The 21,805-nt window shown below is 62.9% G+C and carries 24 protein-coding genes; 14 read left to right on the top strand and 10 right to left on the bottom strand.

The features are described from left to right. Positions 1 to 31: 31 nt before the first annotated feature. Positions 32 to 1,522: a class I adenylate-forming enzyme family protein gene (locus AC2FNZ_RS14410; protein ID WP_093964534.1), complete on the top strand. Its 1,491-nt coding sequence runs from the start codon at positions 32 to 34 to the stop codon at positions 1,520 to 1,522. Positions 1,523 to 1,676: 154 nt separating this feature from the next. On the opposite strand, the gene rpe is transcribed toward AC2FNZ_RS14410, so the two are convergent. Next, complete coding sequence (rpe, locus tag AC2FNZ_RS14405) at positions 1,677 to 2,366, bottom strand: ribulose-phosphate 3-epimerase (protein ID WP_496841042.1); 690 nt, start codon at positions 2,364 to 2,366, stop codon at positions 1,677 to 1,679. 184 nt (positions 2,367 to 2,550) lie between these two features. On the opposite strand from rpe, the gene phnC reads away from it, so the two are divergent. The 5 genes from phnC to AC2FNZ_RS14380 all read left to right on the top strand — a co-directional run bounded on the left by phnC (position 2,551) and on the right by AC2FNZ_RS14380 (position 7,297). After that, the gene (gene phnC / locus AC2FNZ_RS14400; protein ID WP_475142878.1) at positions 2,551 to 3,372 is read left to right on the top strand and encodes a phosphonate ABC transporter ATP-binding protein; all 822 of its coding nucleotides are present in this window, start codon (positions 2,551 to 2,553) and stop codon (positions 3,370 to 3,372) included. A 68-nt stretch (positions 3,373 to 3,440) separates the two neighbouring features. Further along, positions 3,441 to 4,343 (top strand): phosphonate ABC transporter substrate-binding protein, encoded by a 903-nt coding sequence (gene phnD / locus AC2FNZ_RS14395; protein WP_170339782.1) that lies wholly within the window; start codon positions 3,441 to 3,443, stop codon positions 4,341 to 4,343. Positions 4,344 to 4,409: 66 nt separating this feature from the next. Further along, positions 4,410 to 5,291 carry a phosphonate ABC transporter, permease protein PhnE gene (gene phnE / locus AC2FNZ_RS14390; protein ID WP_496841041.1) on the top strand — a complete coding sequence of 294 codons (882 nt, stop codon included), beginning with the start codon at positions 4,410 to 4,412 and terminating at the stop codon, positions 5,289 to 5,291. After that, positions 5,288 to 6,655 carry a phosphonate ABC transporter, permease protein PhnE gene (gene phnE / locus AC2FNZ_RS14385; protein ID WP_496834090.1) on the top strand — a complete coding sequence of 456 codons (1,368 nt, stop codon included), beginning with the start codon at positions 5,288 to 5,290 and terminating at the stop codon, positions 6,653 to 6,655. Before phnE (AC2FNZ_RS14390) ends, phnE (AC2FNZ_RS14385) begins: the two co-directional genes overlap by 4 nt. 24 nt (positions 6,656 to 6,679) lie before the next feature. Beyond that, positions 6,680 to 7,297 (top strand): LbetaH domain-containing protein, encoded by a 618-nt coding sequence (locus AC2FNZ_RS14380; RefSeq protein ID WP_496841040.1) that lies wholly within the window; start codon positions 6,680 to 6,682, stop codon positions 7,295 to 7,297. A gap of 6 nt (positions 7,298 to 7,303) precedes the next feature. Here the strand turns inward: AC2FNZ_RS14380 and phnF are convergent, their stop codons facing one another. Continuing rightward, positions 7,304 to 8,020, bottom strand: a complete 717-nt coding sequence (gene phnF / locus AC2FNZ_RS14375; RefSeq protein WP_170460193.1) for a phosphonate metabolism transcriptional regulator PhnF — start codon at positions 8,018 to 8,020, stop codon at positions 7,304 to 7,306. 102 nt (positions 8,021 to 8,122) lie between these two features. Here phnF and phnG point away from each other — a divergent pair, with 102 nt between their 5' ends. The 7 genes from phnG (at position 8,123) to phnN (ending at position 13,373) form a co-directional block, all read left to right on the top strand. Further along, on the top strand, positions 8,123 to 8,584 hold the full coding sequence (phnG, locus tag AC2FNZ_RS14370; protein ID WP_496834088.1) for a phosphonate C-P lyase system protein PhnG: 462 nt from the start codon (positions 8,123 to 8,125) through the stop codon (positions 8,582 to 8,584). After that, positions 8,581 to 9,156 carry a phosphonate C-P lyase system protein PhnH gene (gene phnH / locus AC2FNZ_RS14365; RefSeq protein ID WP_496841039.1) on the top strand — a complete coding sequence of 192 codons (576 nt, stop codon included), beginning with the start codon at positions 8,581 to 8,583 and terminating at the stop codon, positions 9,154 to 9,156. Before phnG ends, phnH begins: the two co-directional genes overlap by 4 nt. Positions 9,157 to 9,159: 3 nt before the next feature. Next, positions 9,160 to 10,251: a carbon-phosphorus lyase complex subunit gene (locus AC2FNZ_RS14360; RefSeq protein ID WP_496841038.1), complete on the top strand. Its 1,092-nt coding sequence runs from the start codon at positions 9,160 to 9,162 to the stop codon at positions 10,249 to 10,251. Between the two features lie 235 nt (positions 10,252 to 10,486). After that, entirely contained in the window at positions 10,487 to 11,347 is an 861-nt protein-coding gene (locus AC2FNZ_RS14355) for an alpha-D-ribose 1-methylphosphonate 5-phosphate C-P-lyase PhnJ (protein ID WP_496841037.1), read from the top strand. After that, positions 11,344 to 12,114: a phosphonate C-P lyase system protein PhnK gene (phnK, locus tag AC2FNZ_RS14350; RefSeq protein WP_496841036.1), complete on the top strand. Its 771-nt coding sequence runs from the start codon at positions 11,344 to 11,346 to the stop codon at positions 12,112 to 12,114. Before AC2FNZ_RS14355 ends, phnK begins: the two co-directional genes overlap by 4 nt. A gap of 24 nt (positions 12,115 to 12,138) precedes the next feature. After that, the gene (gene phnL, locus AC2FNZ_RS14345; protein WP_496841035.1) at positions 12,139 to 12,822 is read left to right on the top strand and encodes a phosphonate C-P lyase system protein PhnL; all 684 of its coding nucleotides are present in this window, start codon (positions 12,139 to 12,141) and stop codon (positions 12,820 to 12,822) included. Further along, positions 12,819 to 13,373 carry a phosphonate metabolism protein/1,5-bisphosphokinase (PRPP-forming) PhnN gene (gene phnN / locus AC2FNZ_RS14340; protein ID WP_170367846.1) on the top strand — a complete coding sequence of 185 codons (555 nt, stop codon included), beginning with the start codon at positions 12,819 to 12,821 and terminating at the stop codon, positions 13,371 to 13,373. Before phnL ends, phnN begins: the two co-directional genes overlap by 4 nt. On the opposite strand, the gene AC2FNZ_RS14335 is transcribed toward phnN, so the two are convergent. Next, a complete protein-coding gene (locus AC2FNZ_RS14335; RefSeq protein WP_496841034.1) occupies positions 13,349 to 14,032 on the bottom strand; it encodes a DUF1045 domain-containing protein in 684 nt (227 codons plus the stop codon). The two genes, phnN and AC2FNZ_RS14335, sit on opposite strands and share 25 nt — an antisense overlap. A 52-nt stretch (positions 14,033 to 14,084) precedes the next feature. Here AC2FNZ_RS14335 and AC2FNZ_RS14330 point away from each other — a divergent pair, with 52 nt between their 5' ends. Continuing rightward, on the top strand, positions 14,085 to 15,227 hold the full coding sequence (locus AC2FNZ_RS14330) for an alpha-D-ribose 1-methylphosphonate 5-triphosphate diphosphatase (protein ID WP_496841033.1): 1,143 nt from the start codon (positions 14,085 to 14,087) through the stop codon (positions 15,225 to 15,227). Here the strand turns inward: AC2FNZ_RS14330 and AC2FNZ_RS14325 are convergent, their stop codons facing one another. From AC2FNZ_RS14325 to AC2FNZ_RS14295, 7 genes are read right to left on the bottom strand one after another with little or no spacing between them, the layout of a single operon-like run. Then, a complete protein-coding gene (locus AC2FNZ_RS14325) occupies positions 15,228 to 15,704 on the bottom strand; it encodes a class I SAM-dependent methyltransferase (RefSeq protein ID WP_496834084.1) in 477 nt (158 codons plus the stop codon). It lies immediately after the preceding gene. 18 nt (positions 15,705 to 15,722) lie between these two features. Further along, positions 15,723 to 16,475, bottom strand: coding sequence for a polysaccharide deacetylase family protein (locus AC2FNZ_RS14320; RefSeq protein ID WP_496834083.1), 753 nt, complete (start codon positions 16,473 to 16,475; stop codon positions 15,723 to 15,725). Continuing rightward, entirely contained in the window at positions 16,472 to 17,614 is a 1,143-nt protein-coding gene (locus tag AC2FNZ_RS14315; RefSeq protein ID WP_496841032.1) for a glycosyltransferase family protein, read from the bottom strand. Before AC2FNZ_RS14315 ends, AC2FNZ_RS14320 begins: the two co-directional genes overlap by 4 nt. Continuing rightward, positions 17,611 to 18,195 carry a histidine phosphatase family protein gene (locus AC2FNZ_RS14310; protein WP_496834081.1) on the bottom strand — a complete coding sequence of 195 codons (585 nt, stop codon included), beginning with the start codon at positions 18,193 to 18,195 and terminating at the stop codon, positions 17,611 to 17,613. The genes AC2FNZ_RS14315 and AC2FNZ_RS14310 overlap by 4 nt, the downstream gene beginning before the upstream one ends. Then, a complete protein-coding gene (locus AC2FNZ_RS14305; protein WP_496841031.1) occupies positions 18,192 to 19,268 on the bottom strand; it encodes a glycosyltransferase family 4 protein in 1,077 nt (358 codons plus the stop codon). The genes AC2FNZ_RS14310 and AC2FNZ_RS14305 overlap by 4 nt, the downstream gene beginning before the upstream one ends. Continuing rightward, a complete protein-coding gene (locus tag AC2FNZ_RS14300) occupies positions 19,268 to 20,515 on the bottom strand; it encodes a glycosyltransferase family 4 protein (RefSeq protein ID WP_496841030.1) in 1,248 nt (415 codons plus the stop codon). The genes AC2FNZ_RS14305 and AC2FNZ_RS14300 overlap by 1 nt, the downstream gene beginning before the upstream one ends. Continuing rightward, on the bottom strand, positions 20,512 to 21,726 hold the full coding sequence (locus AC2FNZ_RS14295) for a glycosyltransferase family protein (protein ID WP_496841029.1): 1,215 nt from the start codon (positions 21,724 to 21,726) through the stop codon (positions 20,512 to 20,514). Before AC2FNZ_RS14295 ends, AC2FNZ_RS14300 begins: the two co-directional genes overlap by 4 nt. Between the last annotated feature and the right edge of the window lie 79 nt (positions 21,727 to 21,805).

Genomic DNA, 21,805 nt, shown 5'->3' with positions numbered 1-21,805 from the left:
CCGGTTCCGGTGCAGGGGAGGGCGAAGGAACATGAACAAATGGCACGACTATCCGGATGCCCAGATCCGGGCCCGCCCGCGGGCTCGCGCCTTTGCCGACGGGTTCGGCGCCGATTGGAGCTTTGCTGACCTCGACCGCGCGATTGCCGAGCTGTCAGACATCCTGCTGGCCTCGGGGGTGCGCCCGTGCGATCGGGTCATGCTGGTGCTTGAGAATTGCAATGCGGCGGTGGCCGCGCTGTTTGCCTGTTCCCGGATCGGCGCTTGCGTGGTGCCGGTGAACGCCCGCCAGACCGAGGCTGAATTGGCACGCATCGTGGGTCACGTGACTCCGGCGGTGATCCTGTTCACATCGGCGGCGTCGCCGGAGGCGCGCGACCATGCGCAAAGGGCCGGGGCTCGGCCAGTGTCCGGGGCCTTCGGGCAGATGCACCTGGCCGCGCCGAACCCGAGCGCGCCCGACCCCGATCTGGCGGATGTCGCGGCGATGCTTTTCACCACCGGCACGACCGGAACGCCCAAGGGCGTGATGCTGACTCACGAAAACCTGCGGTTCGGCGGGCTGACCTCGGCGAATTTCCGAGGGCTGACGCAGGATGACGTGGTCTATGGCGTGCTGCCGATTTCGCACATCTTCGGGTTGGCTTCGATCGTCACCGGGTCGGCACTGGCCGGGGCCTTCGTCCAGCTGGATGCCCGGTTCGCGGCGGACCGCGCCTTTGCCGCGTTGAACGCGGGCGTCACGGTGTTTTCGGGTGTGCCGCAGATGCATGCGCTGCTGATGCAATATGCCAAGGAACAGGGGTTGGAGCGGTTGCCCTCGGGCGCCCTGCGCTACACTTCGTCCGGGGCTGCCCCGCTGGATCCGGCGTGGAAACGCAAGGCCGAGGCGTTCTATGGCGTCGCGCTGCAGAACGGCTATGGCATGACCGAAAGCACGGCGGGGATCTGCGCCTCGCACAACCGGATCGGGGATCCGGATATCTCGGTCGGCCCGCCCTTGCCGGGGGTCGATCTGCGCATTGACGAAACAATACCCGGCGGCGGAGATGGCGTGGGCGAGATCCTGACGCGCGGCCCGCATGTGATGAAAGGGTACTATCGCAATGCGGAAGAAACGGGCCGGGTTCTGGCCCAGGGATGGTTGCGCACGGGCGACCTCGGCCGTCTGGACGCGCAGGGCAATCTGCACGTCGTCGGCCGCGCCAAGGAACTGATCATTCACGGCGGCTTCAACGTCTATCCGCCCGAGGTCGAGGCCGCGCTGAACGACCACCCGCAGGTGATCCAGTCTGCGGTGATCGGGCATCGGGTGGGCGGCGACGAACAGGTGCTGGCCTTTGTTCAGGTGCCTGAAATCGGCGCTGTGTCCGAGGCAGAGTTGGCGGTGTTCGTGGCGGAACGTCTTGCGGGCTACAAACGGCCCAGCCGGATCGTGCTGGCCAAGTCACTGCCCGCCGCGCCCACGGGCAAGATCCTCAAACACAGGCTGTTGACGCATTTCGCGGATCAACTGGTCTAGGGGCGCAATCCGCAAAAGGCTCCCGCGCCCCCGCGACATCGGCTGCGCCGATCCCGCTTTCGGCCTTGGGCCCGGCATCGCGCCATGCGCGATGCCGGGCCCAACAGGAGGAGACGTTTTGCGAAAAAACGTCGACGACGGGCGGGAGCCGCCGTCAGACCGCGTGGTCTTCGGCTGCGGCGCGAATGGCGCGGATGTTCTGGCCATAGACTTCGGGGTTCGCAACCGACCCGCCCTTGAAGACCGCTGAACCGGCAACAAGAACGTCGGCACCGGCCGCTGCGACCAACGGGGCGGTCGTGGGATCGACTCCCCCGTCGATTTGGATATGCACCGGACGGTCGCCGATCATCTCGCGCAGGCGGCGGACCTTCGTGGTCATGTCGATGAATTTCTGCCCGCCAAAGCCGGGGTTCACCGTCATCACGCAGACCAGATCGGCCAGATCCAGCAGGTGCTCGACCGCGTCGGCCGGAGTGCCCGGGTTCAGCGCCACGCCTGCCTTCATTCCGGCCGCGCGGATCGCCTGCAACGTGCGGTGCGTGTGCGGACCGGCCTCGACATGGGCCGTCAGATAGTCCGCGCCGGCATCGGCATAGGCCTGGATGTAAGGATCGACCGGCGTGATCATCAGATGCACATCCATCACCGTCTTGACATGCGGGCGGAACGCTTTGACCGCCGGCGGGCCGAAGGTGAGATTTGGCACGAAATGACCGTCCATCACGTCAACATGGACCCAGTCGGCGCCTTGGGCCTCGATGGCTTGGATTTCCTGTCCGAAATTGGCGAAATCGGCGGACAGGATCGACGGTGCGATCTTGATCTTGCGGTCAAAGCTCATGGCGGCCTCATGTGACAGATCTGATGGTTTAGGTGTTGAGCCCGCGTATAGACGGGACGAGCGGCATTGCCCAGCCCTTGCACAGGCCATCGGCTTTCAGCCCGTTACAAAAGCTTCACCGGATCGACACATCACCGTTGAGCACCAGCTGTAGACGACCTCCATCACGAATTGGGGGTGGCACGTGCTGCGCATCGAAAAACTGACCAAGCGCTTCGGCGACAATACCGCCGTCGACACCGCAACGCTGGACGTCGACAAGCCATGCATGATCGGGATCATCGGGCGGTCGGGCGCGGGCAAGTCCACCCTGCTGCGTATGATCAACCGCCTGACCGATGCCAGCGCCGGGCAGATCCTGTTTCACGGTCGCGACGTGACAACGCTGAAAGGGCGCGAAAAACGTGCGTGGCAGGCCGATTGCGCGATGATCTTTCAGCAATTCAACCTTGTGCCCCGCATGGATGTGGTCTCGAATGTCCTGCATGGAACGCTGAACCGGCACTCGACGCTGGCGACAATGTTCAACCTGTTCCCGATGGAAGACATCCATCGCGCCATCGACATTCTCGACCGTCTTGGCATCGCCGAACATGCCCCCAAACGGGCCGAGGCGCTGTCGGGCGGGCAGCAGCAGCGTGTCGCCATCGCGCGGGCGCTGATGCAGGACCCCAAGATCATCCTGGCCGATGAGCCCATCGCCTCGCTGGACCCTATGAACGCGCAAGTCGTGATGCAGGCCCTGCGCCGCATCCACGAAGAGGACGGCCGTACCGTGATCGCCAATCTGCACACGCTGGACACCGCGCGCCGCTATTGCGACCGCGTGGTCGGGATGCGCGACGGACGCATCGTGTTCGACGGCCTGCCCGAGCAGCTGACCACCGGCGTCGCCCGCGAGATCTACGGCGCTGATGCCAGCTTCTCTGAGGCCGCGACCTCGACCGAGATCGAAACGCTGGATGCCACCCGGAAGGCTCTGATGGAAGCCGAGGCCACAATCTGAGCCCCAAACACCTCATTCATCGCCCGGCCCGATGAATGGGGTGGGCCAATCAACCTGGAGAGAGACAGATGAAGAAACTTGTTGCCGCCCTGGTCGCGACCACTGCCCTGAGCGCGCCTGCCATGGCTGAGGAGATCAGCGAATTCCGGATCGGCATACTGGGCGGAGAAAACGCACAGGACCGTCTGAACAACAACGAATGTCTGCGTGAATACACCGAGGACGCGCTGGGTGTCGAAACCAAGCTGTTCGCCCCGGCTGACTACAACGGCGTGATCCAGGGCCTGCTGGGCGGCACGATCGACATGGCTTGGCTGGGCGCCTCCGCCTATGCCAAAACCTATCTCAGCGACCCCGAGGCGGTTGAGCCGGTTCTGGTCAAGGTGAACGTAGATGGCGGGTATGGCTACTACTCGGTCGGGTTCGCCCGCAAGGATAGCGGCATCACCTCGCTTGATGACATGAAAGGCAAGGTGTTTGGCTTTGGTGATCCGAACTCGACCTCGGGCTATTTGATCCCCTCGATCGAAATCCCTCAGGCAACGGGTGCGACGATGGAGTCGGGCGACTACTTCGGTGAAGTGAAGTTCACCGGTGGCCACGAGCAGACAATTGTCGCCGTGAACAACGGTGACGTGGATGGTGGCGTGACCTGGGCCGATGGTCTGGGCAACTGGGAAGACGGCTACAATTCGGGCGCGCTGCGCCGCGCCGTGGATGCCGGACTGGTCGACATGAACGACATGGTCGAAATCTGGAAATCGAAGCCGATCCCCGAAGGTCCGGTGGTTCTACGCAAGGCATTGCCGGCAGATGTCAAAGAGAAGATGACGGCTCTGATGGCCGGGCTGGCCGACAAAGACCGTGAGTGTTTCTATGGCGTGGCCGCAGGTGAAGCCAAAGCATTCGAGCCGATCACCCACGAGGCCTACGAAATCATCATTGAAGCCCGCAAGCTGAAGTCGAACTAAGCCTGCGCAACTTCTGTTCGGGGTCCGGCGGTGAACCGGACCCCACTATCCCCATCGGAGCCTTTCATGACCGACCTGACCGCGGGAACCGCCGGACTCGACCGGATTCGGGAGGATTACACCATCATGACCCGTCGCAAACGGGTTTACGGTGGGATACTCCTGATCCTGTTCGTGGCTCTTATGGCGGCCGGATTCCGGACCGCCGACATGCGAAACGCCGGTAGTTTTGCCGATGGGTGGAACCGCATTTTCGATTACCCTGCCGAGGTTCTGACTGAGGCCTGGGAGAAGATCGGGGAATTGCCCGCAAATTTGGTCGAGTTCTTTCCCGCGCTGATCGAAACACTGAATATCGCCGCCGCGGCCACGCTGGTGGGCACTCTGGGCGGCACCTTTCTGGCGCTGATGTCCACCCGCGGCATGGCGCTGTGGCCGTCATTGATCCCCGTTTTTCGCCGTATTTCTGATATTTGCCGGGCCGTTCCGGAAATCGTCATCGCGTTGGTACTGATCTTTGTTCTGGGCGGCGGGCCTGTGCCTGCAATGATTGCCATCGCCATTCACACTGCCGGTGCTCTGGGCAAGTTGTTTTCCGAAGTGAATGAAAACGCCTCTCTGAAACCGGTAGAGGGGCTGCAGTCGGTTGGCGCCAACTGGTCGCAGCGGATGTATTTGGGCGTGATCCCGCAGGTCGGGCCAAACTATGTCAGCTACGCCCTGCTGCGGTTCGAGATCAACATCCGCGCCTCAGCCATTCTTGGTTTTGTGGGGGCAGGTGGCTTGGGGTACGAACTGCGCAACGCCATGTCCTGGGGGCAGGGGCGTTACGACGAGGCGGCGGCCATCTTTCTGCTTCTGTTCGTCACCATCGTGGCCGTGGATCAGCTGTCCGGCATTTTGCGTGACCGCCTGACACACGGTTCTGCCAAAGGAGCCGCAGCATGAGCACCTTTGCCACTGATCTGCCGATCAACGACTTGAAAGCCAAAGCCGACCACATCTTTCGGCACAAACGGGCTGTGAGTTTCGGGTTGCCGGGGCTGGTCATTCTATACCTGGTCTATGTTTTCTTTGCCTTTGACGTGCCCGGCTTGACCGAGCGGGCCAACTGGGAAAACGGCAAGACGCTTGTATCCGACAGCTACAGCTACAAGACTCATGTGACCCGGGACAATCGAAACGGACAAGTGTCCGTCGCGATCGAGGGAGAGCGCAAGGGTGCTTACCCGGATGGCACTGCGCCGGAATGGGTCGCTTTGGGCGAAACCACGGTGATTGACCTGGAAGATGGCCATATCGTTCGTTTTGGACCTGAAACCGTGGAATATGACATCCCCGGTTACGGAACAGTGCGCGCAACGCCCAGCCGGTCTGCCGGAGTGCAGGCCGAGCTGCCGACTGCCGAGGTGCCGGACTGGATCAACATGTCAAAGAACCGCCTGGCGATCACCACGCCGGCGGGCCGGCTGACCGTGACACGCAACCGGGCCGAGGTGTTCCGGTATTTCAACGGGTGGGAACTGTTCTGGTTCACACTGGACAGCCCCTATCACGGTCAGTCTTTCAGCCAGTTGATGGGGCGTGCCGCATCGGGCGAGGCCGCGGAAATATTTGACGATTTCTGGACCAACAAAATGTGGCGCCATCAGGATGTTGCGTGGGCGATCTTTGAAACGCTTCTGATGGCTTTTCTAGGTACTCTGGGGGCGGGGATGATCGCTTTGCCCCTCGCATTTCTGGCGACACGAAATTTCAATCCGTTTAGAACGGTCCGATTTGCCACCCGTCGTATCTTTGATTTCGTGCGCGGTGTTGATGCGTTGATCTGGACGGTGGTTCTGGCACGCGCCTTCGGGCCGGGGCCGCTGACAGGGGCGCTGGCCATCCTGGTCACCGATACCGGCACCTTCGGCAAGATCTTCTCCGAGGCGCTGGAAAATGTTGATCAGAAGCAGATCGAAGGGGTGCAGTCCACCGGGGCCAATGCGCCGCAGAAATATCGTTTTGGGGTGATCCCGCAGATCACTCCGGTTCTGCTCAGTCAGCTCCTGTATTTCTTGGAATCCAACACCCGCAGCGCGACCGTGATCGGGGCGATTACCGGGGGCGGGATCGGTCTGTTGCTGACACAGGCGATCATCACCCAGAAAGACTGGGAGGAGGTCGCCTATTACATCGTGCTGATCATCCTGATGGTCATGCTGATGGACTGGTTCTCGGGCTGGCTGCGCAGGCGACTGATCCAGGGCGGGCCGCCCAAGGCGCGCAAACCGCGCGACCCGCAGGCCAAACCCCTGATGTTGCCTTGAACCGAATACGAGGACTTGCAAACCATGGCGCGCTTGCGGCCGGATCAGCCTTTCATTCACCCGGATTGCCAGATAACCGGCAGCAGCTTTGGCGCCTTTGTCGAAATCGGTGCCGGAACGCGGGTGACGAATTCGGTGTTTGGGGACTACTCCTATTGTGACCGGACCTGCGACATCGCCAATGCCCGGATCGGAAAATTCGCCAATATCGCCAGTTTCACCCGGATCGGCGCCACCGACCATCCGATCGAGAAAGCGTCGCTGCATCACTTCCACTATCGCTCGGCCGACTATTGGGACGATGCCGATGACGACGCGGACTGGTTCGCCCTGCGCGCGGGGCGGCTGGCGCATGTCGGGCATGACACCTGGATCGGCCACGCGGCCATCATCAAGCCCGAAGTGACGATCGGGCACGGGGCAATCGTCGCCTCTGGGGCGATCGTGACCAAGGACGTGCCGCCTTATACCATCGTCGGGGGTGTCGCCGCCCAACCCATCCGCCGCCGGTTCCCCGAGCACGTCGCCGAGCGGATGATGGCTCTGGCCTGGTGGGATTGGGACAATGCCCGCCTGCGCGCGGCGCTGCCGGATTTCCGCGCGCTGCCCGCCGAGGCTTTTCTGGAGAAATACGAGGATTGACCGGCATCACCCGTGATCGTCATCCAGCGTCAGAGTGACCCGCTCACCGGCAAAGACGGTCTTGCCGTATTCAACCGGATGCCCCTGCGGATCGGCATTGATGCCGACCGAATGCAGAACCGGCGCGCCCTCAATCAGTTGCAGGTGCCGGGCCTGAACCGCATCGGCCGCGCGGGCGGTCAGGCGGGTCGAGATCCGGGTATAGTCCGCCACGCCGCAGTGCCGCAGCGCCCGCGTGACCGAGCCGTTCTGGGCCAGCGCCTCGGGCAGGTCGGGCAGGCGGGCGGCGGGAAAGACGCTTTGGAACACCGCGATCGGTTGGCCATCGGCCAGCGACAACCCGTCATAGACATGCACCGGGTCGCCGGGGGTCAGGTTCAGCGCCTCGGCCTCGGTCTTGTCGGCGGCGCGGGTGATCAGCGACAGCACCCGCTTGCCCGGAATCTTGCCGCTGGCCGAGATGTTCTGGTGGTACCGGACCCGTTTGCCGATCGGATAATCGGTCGCTGCTGCCGAAACGAACACACCGGCCCCGCGGCGCGGATGCACCAGCCCCTGCCGGGCCAGTTCGGCCAGGGCCCGGCGCACCGTGTGGCGGTTCACGCCGTGGGTTGCGGCCAACTGCGCCTCGGTCGGCAGGCGGTCGCCGGTGGCAAAGCGCCCCTCGGCAATGTCGGCGGTCAGCGCCAATGCGATGGTCTTCCAGATCGGTGTTTGGCTCATGTCATCAAAACTTCACAGCATATTCGTTGCGAGTCACCCGTTGTCCTGCTATTATTTGTCTAGTTGTATAGTAGTTGTAGACAACTTGGCCAAGAGGCTTTGATGGCGGAACAGACAAAAATTGCGACAGGTGATCGACGGGCCTGGCTGGGCCTTCTGGCACGTGCGCCGGCCGAGGCGCTGGCGGCCTTGTGGTCCGGCTATGGCGCGCGCCCCGAATTCCAGTGGTTGCGCACGCCCGAGATCGGCGGCGTCATGGTGCGGGGGCGGGCAGGCGGCATCGGCGCACCGTTCAACCTGGGCGAGATGACGGTTACGCGCTGCGCTCTGGTCTTGGCCGACGGAACCGAGGGCCACGGATATGTGCAGGGGCGCGACAAGACCCATGCCGAAACCGCCGCTCTGATCGACGCGCTGATGCAGACCGGGTACGCCGACGCGGTGCGTGCGAAAATCCTGGAGCCGCTGACCCGTCAGGTTCAGGCGGCCAGATCGGCCCGTGCCGCCAAGGCCGCGGCCACCAAGGTCGAGTTCTTCACGATGGTACGGGGAGAGGATCAATGACCCCACAGACCCGTTTTTCAGGCGGCTTCACCGACGCGCCGGTTCAGGCGGCCCACGCCTTTCGTGCGGCCATGACCGTGATGGCGCGGCCGGGCGAGTTGCGGCAGCTGGTCGGCGCGACCCCGCCCGACGGCCTGTCGGTCGCCGCCGGAACGCTGATGCTGACGCTGTGCGACCCGGACACGGGCGTTTATTTGGCGGGCGGGGCCGATAGTTCGGCCATTCGCCAGTGGCTGACTTTCCACACCGGTGCGCCCCTCGTGCCCGCCGCGCAGGCGGATTTCGCCGTCGGCTGCTGGCAGGATCTTGTGCCGCTGGACCAATACCGGATCGGAACGCCGGAATACCCGGACCGATCCGCCACCCTGATCGTGGAGTGCGACGCGTTGGACCTTTCCGGTGCCGTCCTGCGAGGGCCGGGCATTCGCGACACTGCACGCCTTTCCGTGCCCGATGTCGCGGCGCTGCAGGCCAATTCGGACCTGTATCCGTTGGGGTGCGATTTCTTCTTTACCTGCGGCGATACGGTCGCGGCCCTGCCGCGCAGCACCCGCATCCAGCCCGAGGGTTAGGCCATGTACGTAGCCGTCAAAGGGGGCGAAAAGGCGATCGAAAACGCCCATGCCTGGCTGGCCGAGGAACGCCGGGGCGATCTTGGCGTGGCTGAATTGTCCTTGGCGCAGATCCGCGAACAGCTCAGCCTTGCGGTGAACCGCGTGATGGCCGAGGGCTCTCTGTACGATCCCGATCTGGCCGCACTTGCGATCAAGCAGGCGCGCGGTGATCTGATCGAGGCGATCTTCCTGATCCGCGCCTACCGTACCACCTTGCCGCGTTTCGGTTACTCGACCCCGGTCGATACAGGCGGCATGGCCTGCGACCGCCGGATCTCGGCCACGTTTAAGGATGCACCGGGCGGGCAGGTTCTGGGCCCGACCTTCGACTACACGCACCGTCTGCTGGATTTCAAGCTGGCCGCCGATGGCGCGGTGCCCGCGGCCCCCACCGCCGCGCCGCGTCACGAGCCGACCCCGCACATCACCGAATTCCTCAAGGACGAAGGCCTGATCCAAGACGAACCCGCCAGCGATGAACCGCCCGGCGACCTGACGCGCGAACCGATGGAGTTCCCGGCCGACCGCCCCCTGCGCCTGCAAGCACTGACGCGCGGGGACGAGGGGTTCGTGCTGGGCATGGCCTATTCGACCCAGCGCGGCTATGCCCGCAACCACGCTTTCGTGGGTGAGCTGCGCATCGGCACCGTCGCGGTCGAGATGGAGATCCCCGAACTGGGTTTCGCGATCGAGATCGGAGAGATCGCCCTGACCGAATGCGAAACGGTGAACCAGTTCAAGGGATCAAAGACCGAGCCGCCGCAATTTACACGCGGCTATGGGCTGGTCTTCGGCCAGTCCGAGCGCAAAGCCATCGCGATGGCGCTGGTGGACCGCGCCTTGCGCTGGGAGGAATTGGGCGAAGACGATCTGGGCGCTCCGGCGCAGGATCAGGAATTCGTCCTCAGCCATGCCGACAACATTCAGGCGACCGGCTTTCTGGAGCATATTAAGCTGCCGCACTACGTCGATTTCCAGTCCGAACTGGAACTGGTGCGCAAATTGCGCCGCGAGGCCGAAGGACGCTTGGAACCGCGCGAGGCCGCCGAATGACTTCAGTGCCCTTCCTGCATCCTGTCCGCCGGCCGAGATGCCCTGCCAGCCGCAGCCCGGCGTGGCGCGTCCGCGCCGATCGCGGCCCATTCGCCATGTTGGTCGCATCGCATGGCCCGGCGCCGTCGCCGGGAATGTATCCTGCGCCAGAGAAAGTACAGCATCACGACCGCGAAGGCCGAGGTAACCAGATAACCGTCCACAACAACACCAAAAACCGAAAGTGATACATCAAATGAATGAGTATAACTTCGCATATTTGGACGAACAAACCAAGCGGATGATCCGCCGGGCCATTCTCAAGGGTTTGGCGGTGCCGGGCTATCAGGTGCCATTTGCAAGCCGCGAGATGCCCATGCCTTATGGTTGGGGCACGGGCGGGGTTCAGGTCTCGGCCGCGACGCTGACCCCGGATGATGTGTTCAAGGTGATCGATCAGGGAGCAGATGACACGACCAATGCCGTGTCGATCCGAAAGTTCTTTGAAAAGACGGCGGGCGTGGCCACGACCGAAGAGACCGAGAAGGCGACCATCATCCAGACCCGCCACCGCATCCCCGAGGCCCGGCTGCGCGCCGATCAGATCCTGGTCTATCAGGTGCCGATCCCCGAACCGCTGCGGTTTCTGGAACCGCGCGAGACGGAGACACGCAAGATGCACAGCCTGCAGGAATACGGGTTGATGCATGTGAAGCTCTACGAAGACATCAGCCAGCACGGTGCGATTTCCACGGCCTATGCCTATCCGGTCCGGGTGGCCGACCGCTATGTGATGGACCCGTCTCCGATCCCGAAATTCGACAATCCGAAACTGGAAATGGACGCGATCCAGCTGTTCGGGGCCGGGCGCGAGCAGCGGATCTATGCGGTGCCGCCGCATACGCGGGTGGTCAGTCTCGATTTCGAGGACTACCCGTTCGAGGCCACCAAGGCCGATCATGCCTGCGATCTGTGCGGGGCCGAAGACAGCTATCTGGACGAGGTGATCACGGACGATGCAGGCAACCGGATGTTCGTGTGCTCGGACACCGATTACTGCCGTTCCCGCCGCGAGGCCGGACACCAAGGCCGTTTGGCGCAGGAGGATGCGGCATGACCCCGCTCTTGCAGGTCAAAGGCATCGAGAAGCGCTATGGCGCGCGGATCGGGTGCCGGGATGTCAGTTTCGACCTCTACCCCGGTGAGGTGATGGGCATCGTCGGCGAAAGCGGGTCGGGCAAGTCGACCCTGCTGAACTGTCTGGCCGGGAATCTGGAACCGGATGCCGGGCAGGTGATCTTTAATACCCGCACCGACGGGCCGGTGGACACGGTCACGATGTCGGAGCCGGCCCGCCGGATGCTGGGGCGCACCGACTGGGCCTTTGTTCATCAGCATGCCCGCGACGGGCTGCGCATGTCGGTCAGCGCCGGCGGCAATATCGGCGAGCGGCTGATGGCCGTGGGGAGCCGGCACTATGGCCAGATCCGCGGGCAGGCTCTGGATTGGCTCGGCCGGGTCGAGATAGCGGAAAGCCGCGTGGACGACCGACCCAGCGCGTTTTCGGGCGGCATGCAGCAACGGTTGCAGATCGCGCGCAACCTTGTGACCGGTCCGCGGCTGGTTTTCATGGACGAACCGACCGGCGGGTTGGATGTCTCGGTGCAGGCCCGGCTGCTGGACCTGCTGCGCGGTCTGGTGCGCGAGATGGGGCTGAGCGCCATCATCGTCACCCATGATCTGGCCGTGGTCCGGCTGCTGGCGGACCGGTTGATGGTTATGAAGGATGGCGAGGTGGTCGAGGCGGGGCTGACCGATCAGGTGCTGGACGACCCGCAGCATGCCTATACGCAACTGCTCGTGTCCAGCGTGCTGCAGGTTTGAATGCAACAGAAAAGATGAAATCCGATGATTGAACTGATCGACGTGAGCAAGAGCTTTACCCTGCACAATCAGGGCGGCGCCGTGATCCCGGTGATGGCGGGCGCGTCGCTGCAGGTCGGGGCCGGAGAATGCGTGGCCCTGACCGGGGCCAGCGGGGCCGGGAAGTCCACACTGATGCGGGTGATCTACGGCAACTACTTGGCGGCCTCGGGGCAGGTGCGGGTGGGCGGCCTGGACGTCGCCCGGGCCCAACCGCGCGAGATACTGCAGCTGCGCCGCGAAACTCTGGGCTATGTCAGCCAGTTTCTGCGCGTGGTGCCGCGTGTGCCGACGCTGGAGGTCGTGGCCGAACCGCTTCTGGTTCAGGGGTGCGAGCGGCAGACCGCACTGGAAAAGGCAGCGGGCCTCCTTCAGCGTCTCAACATTCCGGAACCGCTTTGGCGCCTCAGCCCCACGACATTTTCGGGCGGTGAACAGCAACGGGTGAATATCGCGCGTGGTTTTGCGCATGACTATCCGGCGCTGTTGCTGGATGAACCCACGGCCAGCCTTGACGCACGGAACCGCGAAACCGTGCTGTCCCTGATCCAAGAGGCAAAGGCTCGCGGTGCGGCTATCATCGGGATATTCCACGACCAAGAGGCCCGTGACCGGGTCTGCAACCGCGTGGTTGACGTCACTCAGTTTTCGCCAAGGGCCGCGGCATGAAGATGGCCCCGGTCATTGCGGTTGTCGGGCCTTCGGGTGTTGGAAAAGACAGCGTGATCCAAGCACTGCTGGCGCGCGCGCCGAACTTCGAAAGGGTGCGTAGAGTCATCACCCGTCCCCATGGCGAAGGCGGCGAGGATTTTGACCGCGTGTCCGACCGGGCGTTTCAAACAATGGTCCAAGAGGGCGGCTTTGTTCTGCACTGGGCCGCGCACGGGCTGCACTACGGCATACCCGTTGCGATCACGGAACAACGCCAAAGGGCCGATGCGGTTCTGGTCAACCTCTCAAGGGCTGTGTTGCCCGAGGCGCAGAAGGAATTTCGTGAGCTGATCGTGATATCCCTGACGGCCGACCCAAAGGTTCTGGCACAACGTCTGGCAGTGCGTGACCGGGAAAGCGCGGCCGATCAAGCCCGGCGTTTGGGGCGCGCTACCGCAGCTCTGCCCGAAGGCTTGAACCACGTGATCGAGGTCGACAATTCCGGGTCACTGGATGCGACCGTTGAAACCATCTTGTCCGGCCTTCAACCCGAAAGGGCGTACCGTTGAAGCATATGGAACCGCCCGTTTTCAGCCTCGCCCACAAGGGCCAGGTCCCTTATGTCAAAGGGGGCTGGCAGCAATGGGACAAGCCGTTGGTTCAGCACGGTTTGCACGTTTGCCAGCATCGGCTTGCTCAGGCGACCGGACAGGGTGATGTGAAAACGGAAAGCCTCCAGAACGTATGGGTAGCCCCAGTTCGTCAGATTTGCGTCCTGCTCCATGGTCAACCCGGCCGCTCGGCGCCGGTTCATCTCGGTTTCCGATGCCGGGGCACGAAAAGGGTCCAGGTCGCGGACACAAGCCGCCGCAAGCGCGTTCAGGTCCCGTGTGTCGCCCACGGGCCGCAAAGCAAGAAACCGACCAAGGCGGGCAACTTCGAGCCTGTCCAGCAAAACGGGGGCGAATTTACCGGCCAGACGGGCGCAGGTATCCTGCAAAGCGGACAGCGACTGATCTTCACGCAGGCGAAACGGCGGCTTCATCGTGGCATGAAGCCCGTATTTGCGCGGCACTTGTGTTACCGAGGCGACGTCCAACCCGTCGATGATCGGATGGTCGACGGTGCGTCCCGCATCGATGTCCCACCCCAGCCACGAAGTTGCAAACCTGCTCCAGTCGGATTGGGCTGGGGGAACGAAATAGATCGCGTATCGCGCAAAATTCACAATGGCCTCCTGTTGCGTGGCCTCTCCTTACCTCAAACCACGTGAAATTCCGATGACAGATGAACTGACCCTTGCCAATGCGTTGCTTGTTCTGCCGGATGAGACTGTCCGGGGGTGTGTCCGTATCGTTGGCCAGATGATCGCTGACATAGACACCGGCGCGGCTGTTCCGAAAGGCGCGATTGACTGTGACGGGGACTATGTGTCGCCCGGCCTGGTCGAGTTGCACACCGACAACCTGGAACGCCACATCCAGCCGCGGCCCAGGGTGGACTGGCCCCATGCCGCAGCCATTCTTGCGCATGACGCGGAACTGGCCAGCACCGGGATCACGACCGTCTTTGACGCTATGCGCGTGGGGTCGATCCCGTCCGGTGCTGGACGGTATCTGAAATACGCGCGCGGACTGTCGCGCGAGCTGTGGGAGTTGCGAGAGCAGGACGCACTCAAGATCAGCCACTTTCTGCATCTGCGCGCCGAAGTCTGTTCTGAGACGCTGGTCGAGGAACTGCAGGAATTCGGTCCAGAAGACCGGGTGGGTATCGTTTCGTTGATGGATCACACGCCGGGCCAGCGCCAGTTTCGGGACCTGTCCAAGTTTGAAGCCTATCTCAAAGGCAAGTACGCAATGGATGACGACATGTTCGAACGGCACGTCGACCAGTTGCGGGGGCTGCGGGACCGCCATGGAGACCGCCACGAGCAGGAGGCCGTGGACGCTGCGCGTCGCTTCGGAGCGGTTCTGGCCAGCCACGACGACACGACCGAGGCGCAAGTAGCAATATCCGCCCGCCATGGCATTCGGCTGGCCGAGTTTCCAACGACGGTCGAGGCCGCACGGGCCTGTCACGCTCATGACATTCAGGTCATGATGGGCGCGCCAAACCTGATCCGGGGCGGGTCACATTCTGGGAATGTGGCAGCACGGGAACTGGCCGACTTGGGGTGTTTGGACATTCTGTCGTCGGACTACGTGCCGTCAGCCCTGTTGTTGTCAGCTGTTACCCTTGGGCGCATCTGGGATGACATGGCGCGTGGCATCGCCACTGTCACACAGGCTCCGGCACAGGCGGCGGGCCTTGCGGATCGCGGTGCTCTGGAACCGGGGTTGCGGGCAGACCTGATCCGTTTTCGAATGCGGGGTGACGTCCCGGCCCTGACTGCCGTCTGGTCGCGCGGACAGCGCGTGGCCTGATCAGGCGAGGTAGAACAGATAGCGGTCAGGCGCGATGGAGTCCGGGCCGTTGATCTGCTCGAACCCTTCCAGCGGTTGGCCGGAGATCAGCAACCCGCCTGGGACCATGACCGAGCCAATCAGCTTGCTGAGCCTCGCCGCTTCGGCCACGTCTTCATGTTTGATCCCGCGACCGAAATCATAATGCGCCAATGCGATCCGCGGGCCGTCTTTGGCCAGCTTTTTCAGCATCGGTTCGGCCTCGCCTTGCAAAAGATCCTCGGCCGGCGGGGTGCTGTCCGGGTGGCATTGCAGAACCCGGTCCATGACCCAGATGCGGCGGTCGGGCAGTATCTCGCGCAGGTGGTCATAGGTGCGGCCGTTGCCCAAACCCATGTCCAGCACATCGCCTTTCAGCCCTTTGATCCGCGCCGCAGCCCAGTTCAGCCCGTCGCGCTGGGCGGTCAGGCGTCGCAGCATGGAATCCAGTCGGCTCATCAAGGTCTCCTCGGGTAATCAGTGTGGTCCTGCGGACCAGACGCGTGTGGGGCCAGCCATGAGACAATCCAACAGCGCCTCGGTAAAGTCCCAGATCTGTTGATCATGGACAAGATGATGGGTCAACACGCCAAAAGGTTCGGTTGGGTCGGCACGTCCCTCGCGGCGATCCTGCAGCATCGAGACGGTTTTGGCGATCAACGCATTCGGATCGGCCAACCCTCGCGTACCGCGCCAGTCGATCGGATCCAGATGGGTATTGACCTGAGTCAGGCCCGGTGCGGCGTCTCTGCGCGTTCTGGGCGTGGCCGTGGACAGGAACTGATAGCCGATTTCCGCAATCTCTGCCGTCACCTCGGGAGCGATGCGGTTCCAAGGGGGGACGAACATCGGGCACAGACGATTACCGAAGGACTCCTGCAGACGCATGAAGCCAAGGCGTGCATCAGACACAATTGAGGCGAGCGGACGATGCAGGCGGAACTCGGATTTCTTTTCGCCCTTTGGTGCGTGGTTCTGGTGCGCCCAGCCGTGAACCACCGGAACCAAGCTGGGCTGTTCGGCGACCTGGTCGACCAGACCCTGACTGGCATCGCGTGGAATGACGGCCAGATGAACCGGCAGCCCGGTTCGGGATGACAGGTCCACCAAACGGTCCAATTGCCGGCTGGGCGCGATCGCGTCATCGTCCCGCCACCACAGTGGAAGCGTAAGCCCAGCCTCTCGCCACACCTGCAATTCGGATCGCAGCGGTGTCCAATCGGTTGTCATTGCCGAGCCTCCCAAAGCGAAGTGGTAATCTCTACCGACTTGCGGGCTCCGTCAAACCCGCCATCCAATGGTTTGCGCGGGCCTTGATGTAGGACGCGGTCGAGTGCTTGGGCCAATGTCTCTCTGGTCAGCTTCGCGCTGGGCAGCACGTCGACGGCAGGCAGGCGTGCCAAGCTGTTTGCCCTCAGGGTCTGTTCCACTTCCTTGCCATCGTCAAATGGGATCAGAACGGCCGGGATCGCGCATTGCAGCAAGTCCATGGCGGTGTTGTACCCGCACATGCTGACCGAGGCCGCGGCCAGCGGTAGCATTTGTCTGAAATCCGGACGTACGGGCTCCAGAATGACATTTTCGCCATGTGTCATGCGCCTCAGTTCGGTTATCCGGTCTTCGGCGTCCTGACCGCCGACCAGCAGGCGCCAGCGCCTGCTGGGCATCTTTTGGGCGGCCTCGATGGCCGCGCGAAAGATCGGTTGTCCGACCGATCCGCCGCCAGCACTGACCAAGATTTCATTCGCTCCTTCCCCTTGTTCATGAGGGCCCGGCGCAGGCGGGGCAACAAAGCCGGTATAGAACAGGCGTCCGGCCAAATTGTCTGTAACCGGCCAGCTGGCATCCAGCGGCGTGATTTCGGGGTCGGAATGGACCAGTACTCCGTCATAGAAACGCGTAATGATTTCTTCGGTCCGCACAGCCTTGGCGGATTTCGACGGTGGCGCGAGGATGTCCCGGATCGAACTCAGAACAACGGGTCTGTACGGCAGTGACCGCGCAGTGGACAGCAGGGCCAGAAATTCGTCGGCCAGGCTTCGGCGCCCAAAGGGAAAGAGTTCCGTTATCAGGACATCAGGGTTTACCCGTCGAACAGCCTCGGTCAGGACAATAGCGCGGGAGTTCAGATAGGTCGCGTCTGCAATATTTCCGTCGGCCGTCAGCAACCGCGTGAAATCGGTACCATCCGAACGCAGCGGTGGCAGCGCCAGCAGGGAAACTCCATCCGTGTTCAGTTGTGGTGCAGGCATCCCGCCAGATGCGACGGTCACGTCGTGCCCGGCATCCGCAAAAGCCCGACCCAAGGTCAAGGCGCGGCTGAGATGCCCGGTCCCCAGCAGATGGGTGACGACGATCATGGTCCTCATGAACCGGCCTCGCGCGGGATAAGCCGGACGGGCTCTGCCTCCGGTCGCATTTGCTCCAAATCGACCACATAAAGGCGATTGCGTTTGATGCGGAACGGCGCGGGGCCTGTGAACTCCCACCCCCAGGCAAGCGCCAGGATGACCCGCATGATTCCGATATGGCAGACAGCTACGTTGTCACCAGTCAGGCTGGACAGCCATGGCATAAGGCGGCGGCGAATGTCGGCCGGGCTTTCGCCGTTGGGGGGGCGAAATTCCCAGCTCCAATCCTCGATATGCCGGTATCCAGTGTTGGCATCTGCAATCAGGTCTTCCCCGCGTTGGCCTTCCCAGTCGCCCCAATTCATCTCGACCAAAGCGGCCGAGGTTGCGGGTTCGCGCCCGGCGACCAGCTGCGCAGTTTCGCTGGCGCGGGTCAGGGGGCTGGACCATAGTTCGGCTCGGTCCCAAGGAGTTGGCAAGCAATATCCGGCCAGTTCGGCCTTTGCCTGGTCATCGAGGCTGATGTCGCTGCGCCCCTGAATGCGTCCTGCGCGGTTCCAGGCGGTATGACCGTGGCGCAGAAGGGCCAGACGTGTCATGACATCTCCCCTACCAGCGAAGAAACTCCCGACCAGAACGTCCGTGTTGCGTTTGGCATCAAATGACGGCCGGCCACATAGTCGCGCGCTTTTTGACCTTCGCTCCGACGCAGTTCGGGATCGGACAGCAGCCGGTCAATTCGCTCGGCCAGCGCGGCGGCGCCGTATTCAGGGGCAGGATGATTGGCAGGCGCCAGTACGTCGCGCACACCTGGGCGATCCTGGGCGACAGCGGGGACGCCCGCGGACTGCGCCTCGAGATAGGTCATCCCGTAGGCTTCGTTGACGCCGGGCCAAACCAACAGAGCAGCATCGGAGTAGATCGTTTCAAGGTCATCGCGGCTCAGCAGGCCCAGAAAACGGACACGTGTGCCGAAGGAGGACATCAAAGCCTCGACTTCCGGGCGGGCTGGTCCGTCGCCGGCGATGTTCAGCGTCCAATCCCCCTTCAGCAAAGCCAGTGTATCGGCCAGAATGCGGAAGGACTCCAGCTTGTCTCCGTAACGCATCATTCCCACTGTCAGCATCGGCCCGGCGCATCGAGAGGGCCGAGGCAGCTCCGATCGGGGCAGGAAGGGTGGGAGTTCAATCAATGACTGATCACCGAACCGCTCGCGTTCCAGTGTGATCAAGTCATTTGCTGTGTGGTAGAAGATCACTTGCGCGGCGTCGCAGGCATCGTGCGCAGCTTGGGCAAAACCGGCCCAGGGCCCGGAAAGGCGCGACATGGCGCGGGTGCTCTCAAGCTGAACATAGGGTATTCCGCGCGCCCGGCAGACTGTCGGCCCCAAAAGGTCCGGAGCTTTGTAGTAGTTGTGATAGGTCACCCAGAGGCCTGTATCCGCAGGTAGTTCTGCGCTCAGTCGGGTGGCCTCGGTCGCGGCTTCGCGGTAGAGACGGTTCTGGAGGTCCAGGTCTCCGGTCTTGTCATAGATGCGCAGCCGCGAGACCAGATCAACGCGATGCCCATCGACCCCGATTGCAGCCATCAGGTTACGAGCCATTTCGCGGTCGCCGGATGGTACCGGGCTGTCTGGGGCTTTCATCGGCGCATAGAAGGCGACCCGAACCATCAGGCTCCCTCCGCGCACAAGGCTTTCAGGCGGCGGGACAGGCGTGCAATGCCGGGGTCCATGCGAAAATTCGCAAGCAAGCGGTCATAAGCCGCATCGGCCATGATTGCCGCTTTCTGCGGGTCGGCGGCCAGGGTGGATATGGCTTCTGCAAGCGCTGTGGGTTCGTCATCGGACAAGATGCCGTGCACGTTGGTCTGGATGAATTCGGGAATGGCCGAGACCGGAGTGGACAGGATCGGCAGTTTTTGCGACGCGGCTTCCATCAGGACATTGGGCAGGCCGTCCCGGTCCCCATCCGCGGCGATGCGGCTGGGAAGCACGAACAGATCCGCCTCGCGCATGGCCGCAATGACCTCGGGTTGATCGCAGGCGCCCTTCCAGGTGATGCGATCCTGTAGGCGCAGGTTTTCCGCCAGGCTGCGCAGGTTGTCCGACAAGGTGCCGCCGCCAATGTGGGTCCAGTGCCAGTCAATCTCTGGGGGGAGCATGGCCAAGGCGTGGATCAAGCGATCAAAGCCTTTCTTTTCCACCAGTCGTCCGACGGACACCATATGGAACGGGTCATCGGCGGATCGCAGCTTTCGTACGGGCGGCTCAGGAAATCGCGTCAGGTCCAACCCGTGATAGATCAGATCGACACGGGCGGGGTCATCGGCCAGATCGCGCAAATGCCGCGCGCCGATATCGGTGCAAGTTGCGCCAAATGCCGCTCCGAAGGTGTCGGCATGAAGTTTCTCGCGCTTTTCCCACTCGGGCGACGTCCAGATATCCTTGGCGTGAGCCGAAAAGCTCCACGGCAGGCCGCGCATGATTGCAGCATAGCGGGCAACCGAGGACGGGGTATGCAGGAAGTGGGCATACAGCGCGCGTGTGCCGCCGGGCAATTCCGCGGCCAGAACGCAAGCCTGCCCAAAGCGGCGGATCCGGTTGTGCGTGGGATCGCGACGCAGATCCTGCCGCCACACCCGGTAGGCCTGTGCGTAACCCGGAAGCGCCTGTGCGGTTCGTCTCGCCGCCCATACGCGTTGGGGTTCCTGGTACAGGTATTCGGGAAGATAATGCACCCGCCCCTGAAACCGGTTGTGCAGGGGGTGGCGTTTGGTGTCGGTCGGGTGGCGCAATGACCAGATGTCGAAAGCGTGGCCGGCATCCTGCAAAGCAACCAGTTCCTGAGCGATGAACGTCTCGGACAGGCGCGGCCAACCTTTGACCAACACCGCCAGTCTCGGCTCTGCGTCGGTCATCCGGTCGCTCGTTCCTTTTCGACGCTTAGCAGGGCCTCGACCCGATCAGAGACATAGTCCAAGCCATCCAGCAAACCTGCCTTGATCGCCTCCGACGGAAGGGGCTGCTGCGGCAGGTTGCGAATGGCCGTGATCATCGCATCGGCCGTCAACCCGTCGCGGGTTTCGTCCAGCATCCGCACAAGACCCAGTTCCTCGGCGCGCGAGGCGCGGATCCACTGTTCCAGCCGCGGGGTCGTTCGCGGGACGATCACCGCGCGTTTGTCAAAGGACAGCACCTCGCAGAACGTGTTGTATCCGCCCATGCAGACCACACCCGCCGCGCCGGCGAACAGGGTTTCGATCTGGGATTCGAACCCGACCGCCGTCACACGACCGTTCAGGGCCGCCACGCGGGTCTCGAACTCTTCGCGCAACTCACCGGACAGGAAAGGGCCATAGACAAGCAGGGCTCGGGGGGACAGCTTAGGGTCTTTTTCGTACGCGGACAGGACAAGGTTGACCATCGCCTTCCCGTCGCCACCGCCTCCGGGCGTGATAAGGATATAAGGCTGCTCGGGAGGTTCGCCGACAGGGCCGAGATCGCGGCGCAGATAACCGGTCCAGTGAATGCGGGCCTGCGCCGACGGGCTGAGCGGCAATCCTTCTGTCGGGTCATAAACGGACCGCAGGCCGTAGACCCAGATTTCGTGATAGTATTTCTCGGTCGCGGCGACGGCATCCTTTCGGGCCCATTCCGCCGCCAGAACCTCGGGTTCGTCCAGAACGTCGCGAAGGCCCAGCACCAGTTTGGCGCGCCCGGATTGATGCAGCTGTTCCAAGGTAGGCAGCAGTTCGCCCCGGAACCCGGTTGGCTCCTTGTCGACGACGACGACGTCCGGGTCGAATTGGCGCATGGTGGTCTGGATCAGTCCCGAACGCAGCTCGGTGACCTCGTCAATCCCCATTCCGATCGTGCGCGCGGCATACGAGCCGTCAGCCCGCTTGGTCACACCCGGCAGGCGTACATGGTCCACGCGCCGCGGAAAAGTGAAGCGCCCGGCAACGGGCGAGCCCGTCAGGATCAGGGCCGAGGCCCGCGGGTTCGCCCGCGTCATTGCCGCAGCTAGCGCTCGGGAGCGTCTGAGATGACCCAGTCCGAACGTATCGTGACTGTAGAACATTATGCGCGGAGCGCGACCGGTCTGTTTGTCGTCGATGCCTAGGCTCATGCCCTCGCTCGTATCTTTGTTACGGTGCAGTTTCCGCGCGTTTCGCACCAGTTATCTTATATTTTTTGACGCCGCCTGC

The organism is Ruegeria sp. SAZA006, from assembly GCF_059613465.1.
Note: the sequence above shows the minus strand (reverse complement) of the source record. Positions and strands in the feature narration are given on the sequence as shown.

Coding starts and splice junctions, on each gene's coding strand:
- AC2FNZ_RS14325 (WP_496834084.1), bottom strand. CDS start 15,704: ATGAGCCGACTGGATTCCATGCTGCGACGCCTGACCGCCCAGCGCGAC.
- AC2FNZ_RS14360 (WP_496841038.1), top strand. CDS start 9,160: ATGTACGTAGCCGTCAAAGGGGGCGAAAAGGCGATCGAAAACGCCCAT.
- AC2FNZ_RS14410 (WP_093964534.1), top strand. CDS start 32: ATGAACAAATGGCACGACTATCCGGATGCCCAGATCCGGGCCCGCCCG.
- AC2FNZ_RS14355 (WP_496841037.1), top strand. CDS start 10,487: ATGAATGAGTATAACTTCGCATATTTGGACGAACAAACCAAGCGGATG.
- AC2FNZ_RS14380 (WP_496841040.1), top strand. CDS start 6,680: ATGGCGCGCTTGCGGCCGGATCAGCCTTTCATTCACCCGGATTGCCAG.
- phnL (WP_496841035.1), top strand. CDS start 12,139: ATGATTGAACTGATCGACGTGAGCAAGAGCTTTACCCTGCACAATCAG.
- phnG (WP_496834088.1), top strand. CDS start 8,123: ATGGCGGAACAGACAAAAATTGCGACAGGTGATCGACGGGCCTGGCTG.
- AC2FNZ_RS14330 (WP_496841033.1), top strand. CDS start 14,085: ATGACAGATGAACTGACCCTTGCCAATGCGTTGCTTGTTCTGCCGGAT.
- phnD (WP_170339782.1), top strand. CDS start 3,441: ATGAAGAAACTTGTTGCCGCCCTGGTCGCGACCACTGCCCTGAGCGCG.
- phnN (WP_170367846.1), top strand. CDS start 12,819: ATGAAGATGGCCCCGGTCATTGCGGTTGTCGGGCCTTCGGGTGTTGGA.
- AC2FNZ_RS14320 (WP_496834083.1), bottom strand. CDS start 16,475: ATGACAACCGATTGGACACCGCTGCGATCCGAATTGCAGGTGTGGCGA.
- phnE (WP_496841041.1), top strand. CDS start 4,410: ATGACCGACCTGACCGCGGGAACCGCCGGACTCGACCGGATTCGGGAG.
- AC2FNZ_RS14300 (WP_496841030.1), bottom strand. CDS start 20,515: ATGACCGACGCAGAGCCGAGACTGGCGGTGTTGGTCAAAGGTTGGCCG.
- phnF (WP_170460193.1), bottom strand. CDS start 8,020: ATGAGCCAAACACCGATCTGGAAGACCATCGCATTGGCGCTGACCGCC.
- phnE (WP_496834090.1), top strand. CDS start 5,288: ATGAGCACCTTTGCCACTGATCTGCCGATCAACGACTTGAAAGCCAAA.
- AC2FNZ_RS14315 (WP_496841032.1), bottom strand. CDS start 17,614: ATGAGGACCATGATCGTCGTCACCCATCTGCTGGGGACCGGGCATCTC.
- phnK (WP_496841036.1), top strand. CDS start 11,344: ATGACCCCGCTCTTGCAGGTCAAAGGCATCGAGAAGCGCTATGGCGCG.
- AC2FNZ_RS14295 (WP_496841029.1), bottom strand. CDS start 21,726: ATGAGCCTAGGCATCGACGACAAACAGACCGGTCGCGCTCCGCGCATA.
- AC2FNZ_RS14305 (WP_496841031.1), bottom strand. CDS start 19,268: ATGGTTCGGGTCGCCTTCTATGCGCCGATGAAAGCCCCAGACAGCCCG.
- phnH (WP_496841039.1), top strand. CDS start 8,581: ATGACCCCACAGACCCGTTTTTCAGGCGGCTTCACCGACGCGCCGGTT.
- rpe (WP_496841042.1), bottom strand. CDS start 2,366: ATGAGCTTTGACCGCAAGATCAAGATCGCACCGTCGATCCTGTCCGCC.
- AC2FNZ_RS14310 (WP_496834081.1), bottom strand. CDS start 18,195: ATGACACGTCTGGCCCTTCTGCGCCACGGTCATACCGCCTGGAACCGC.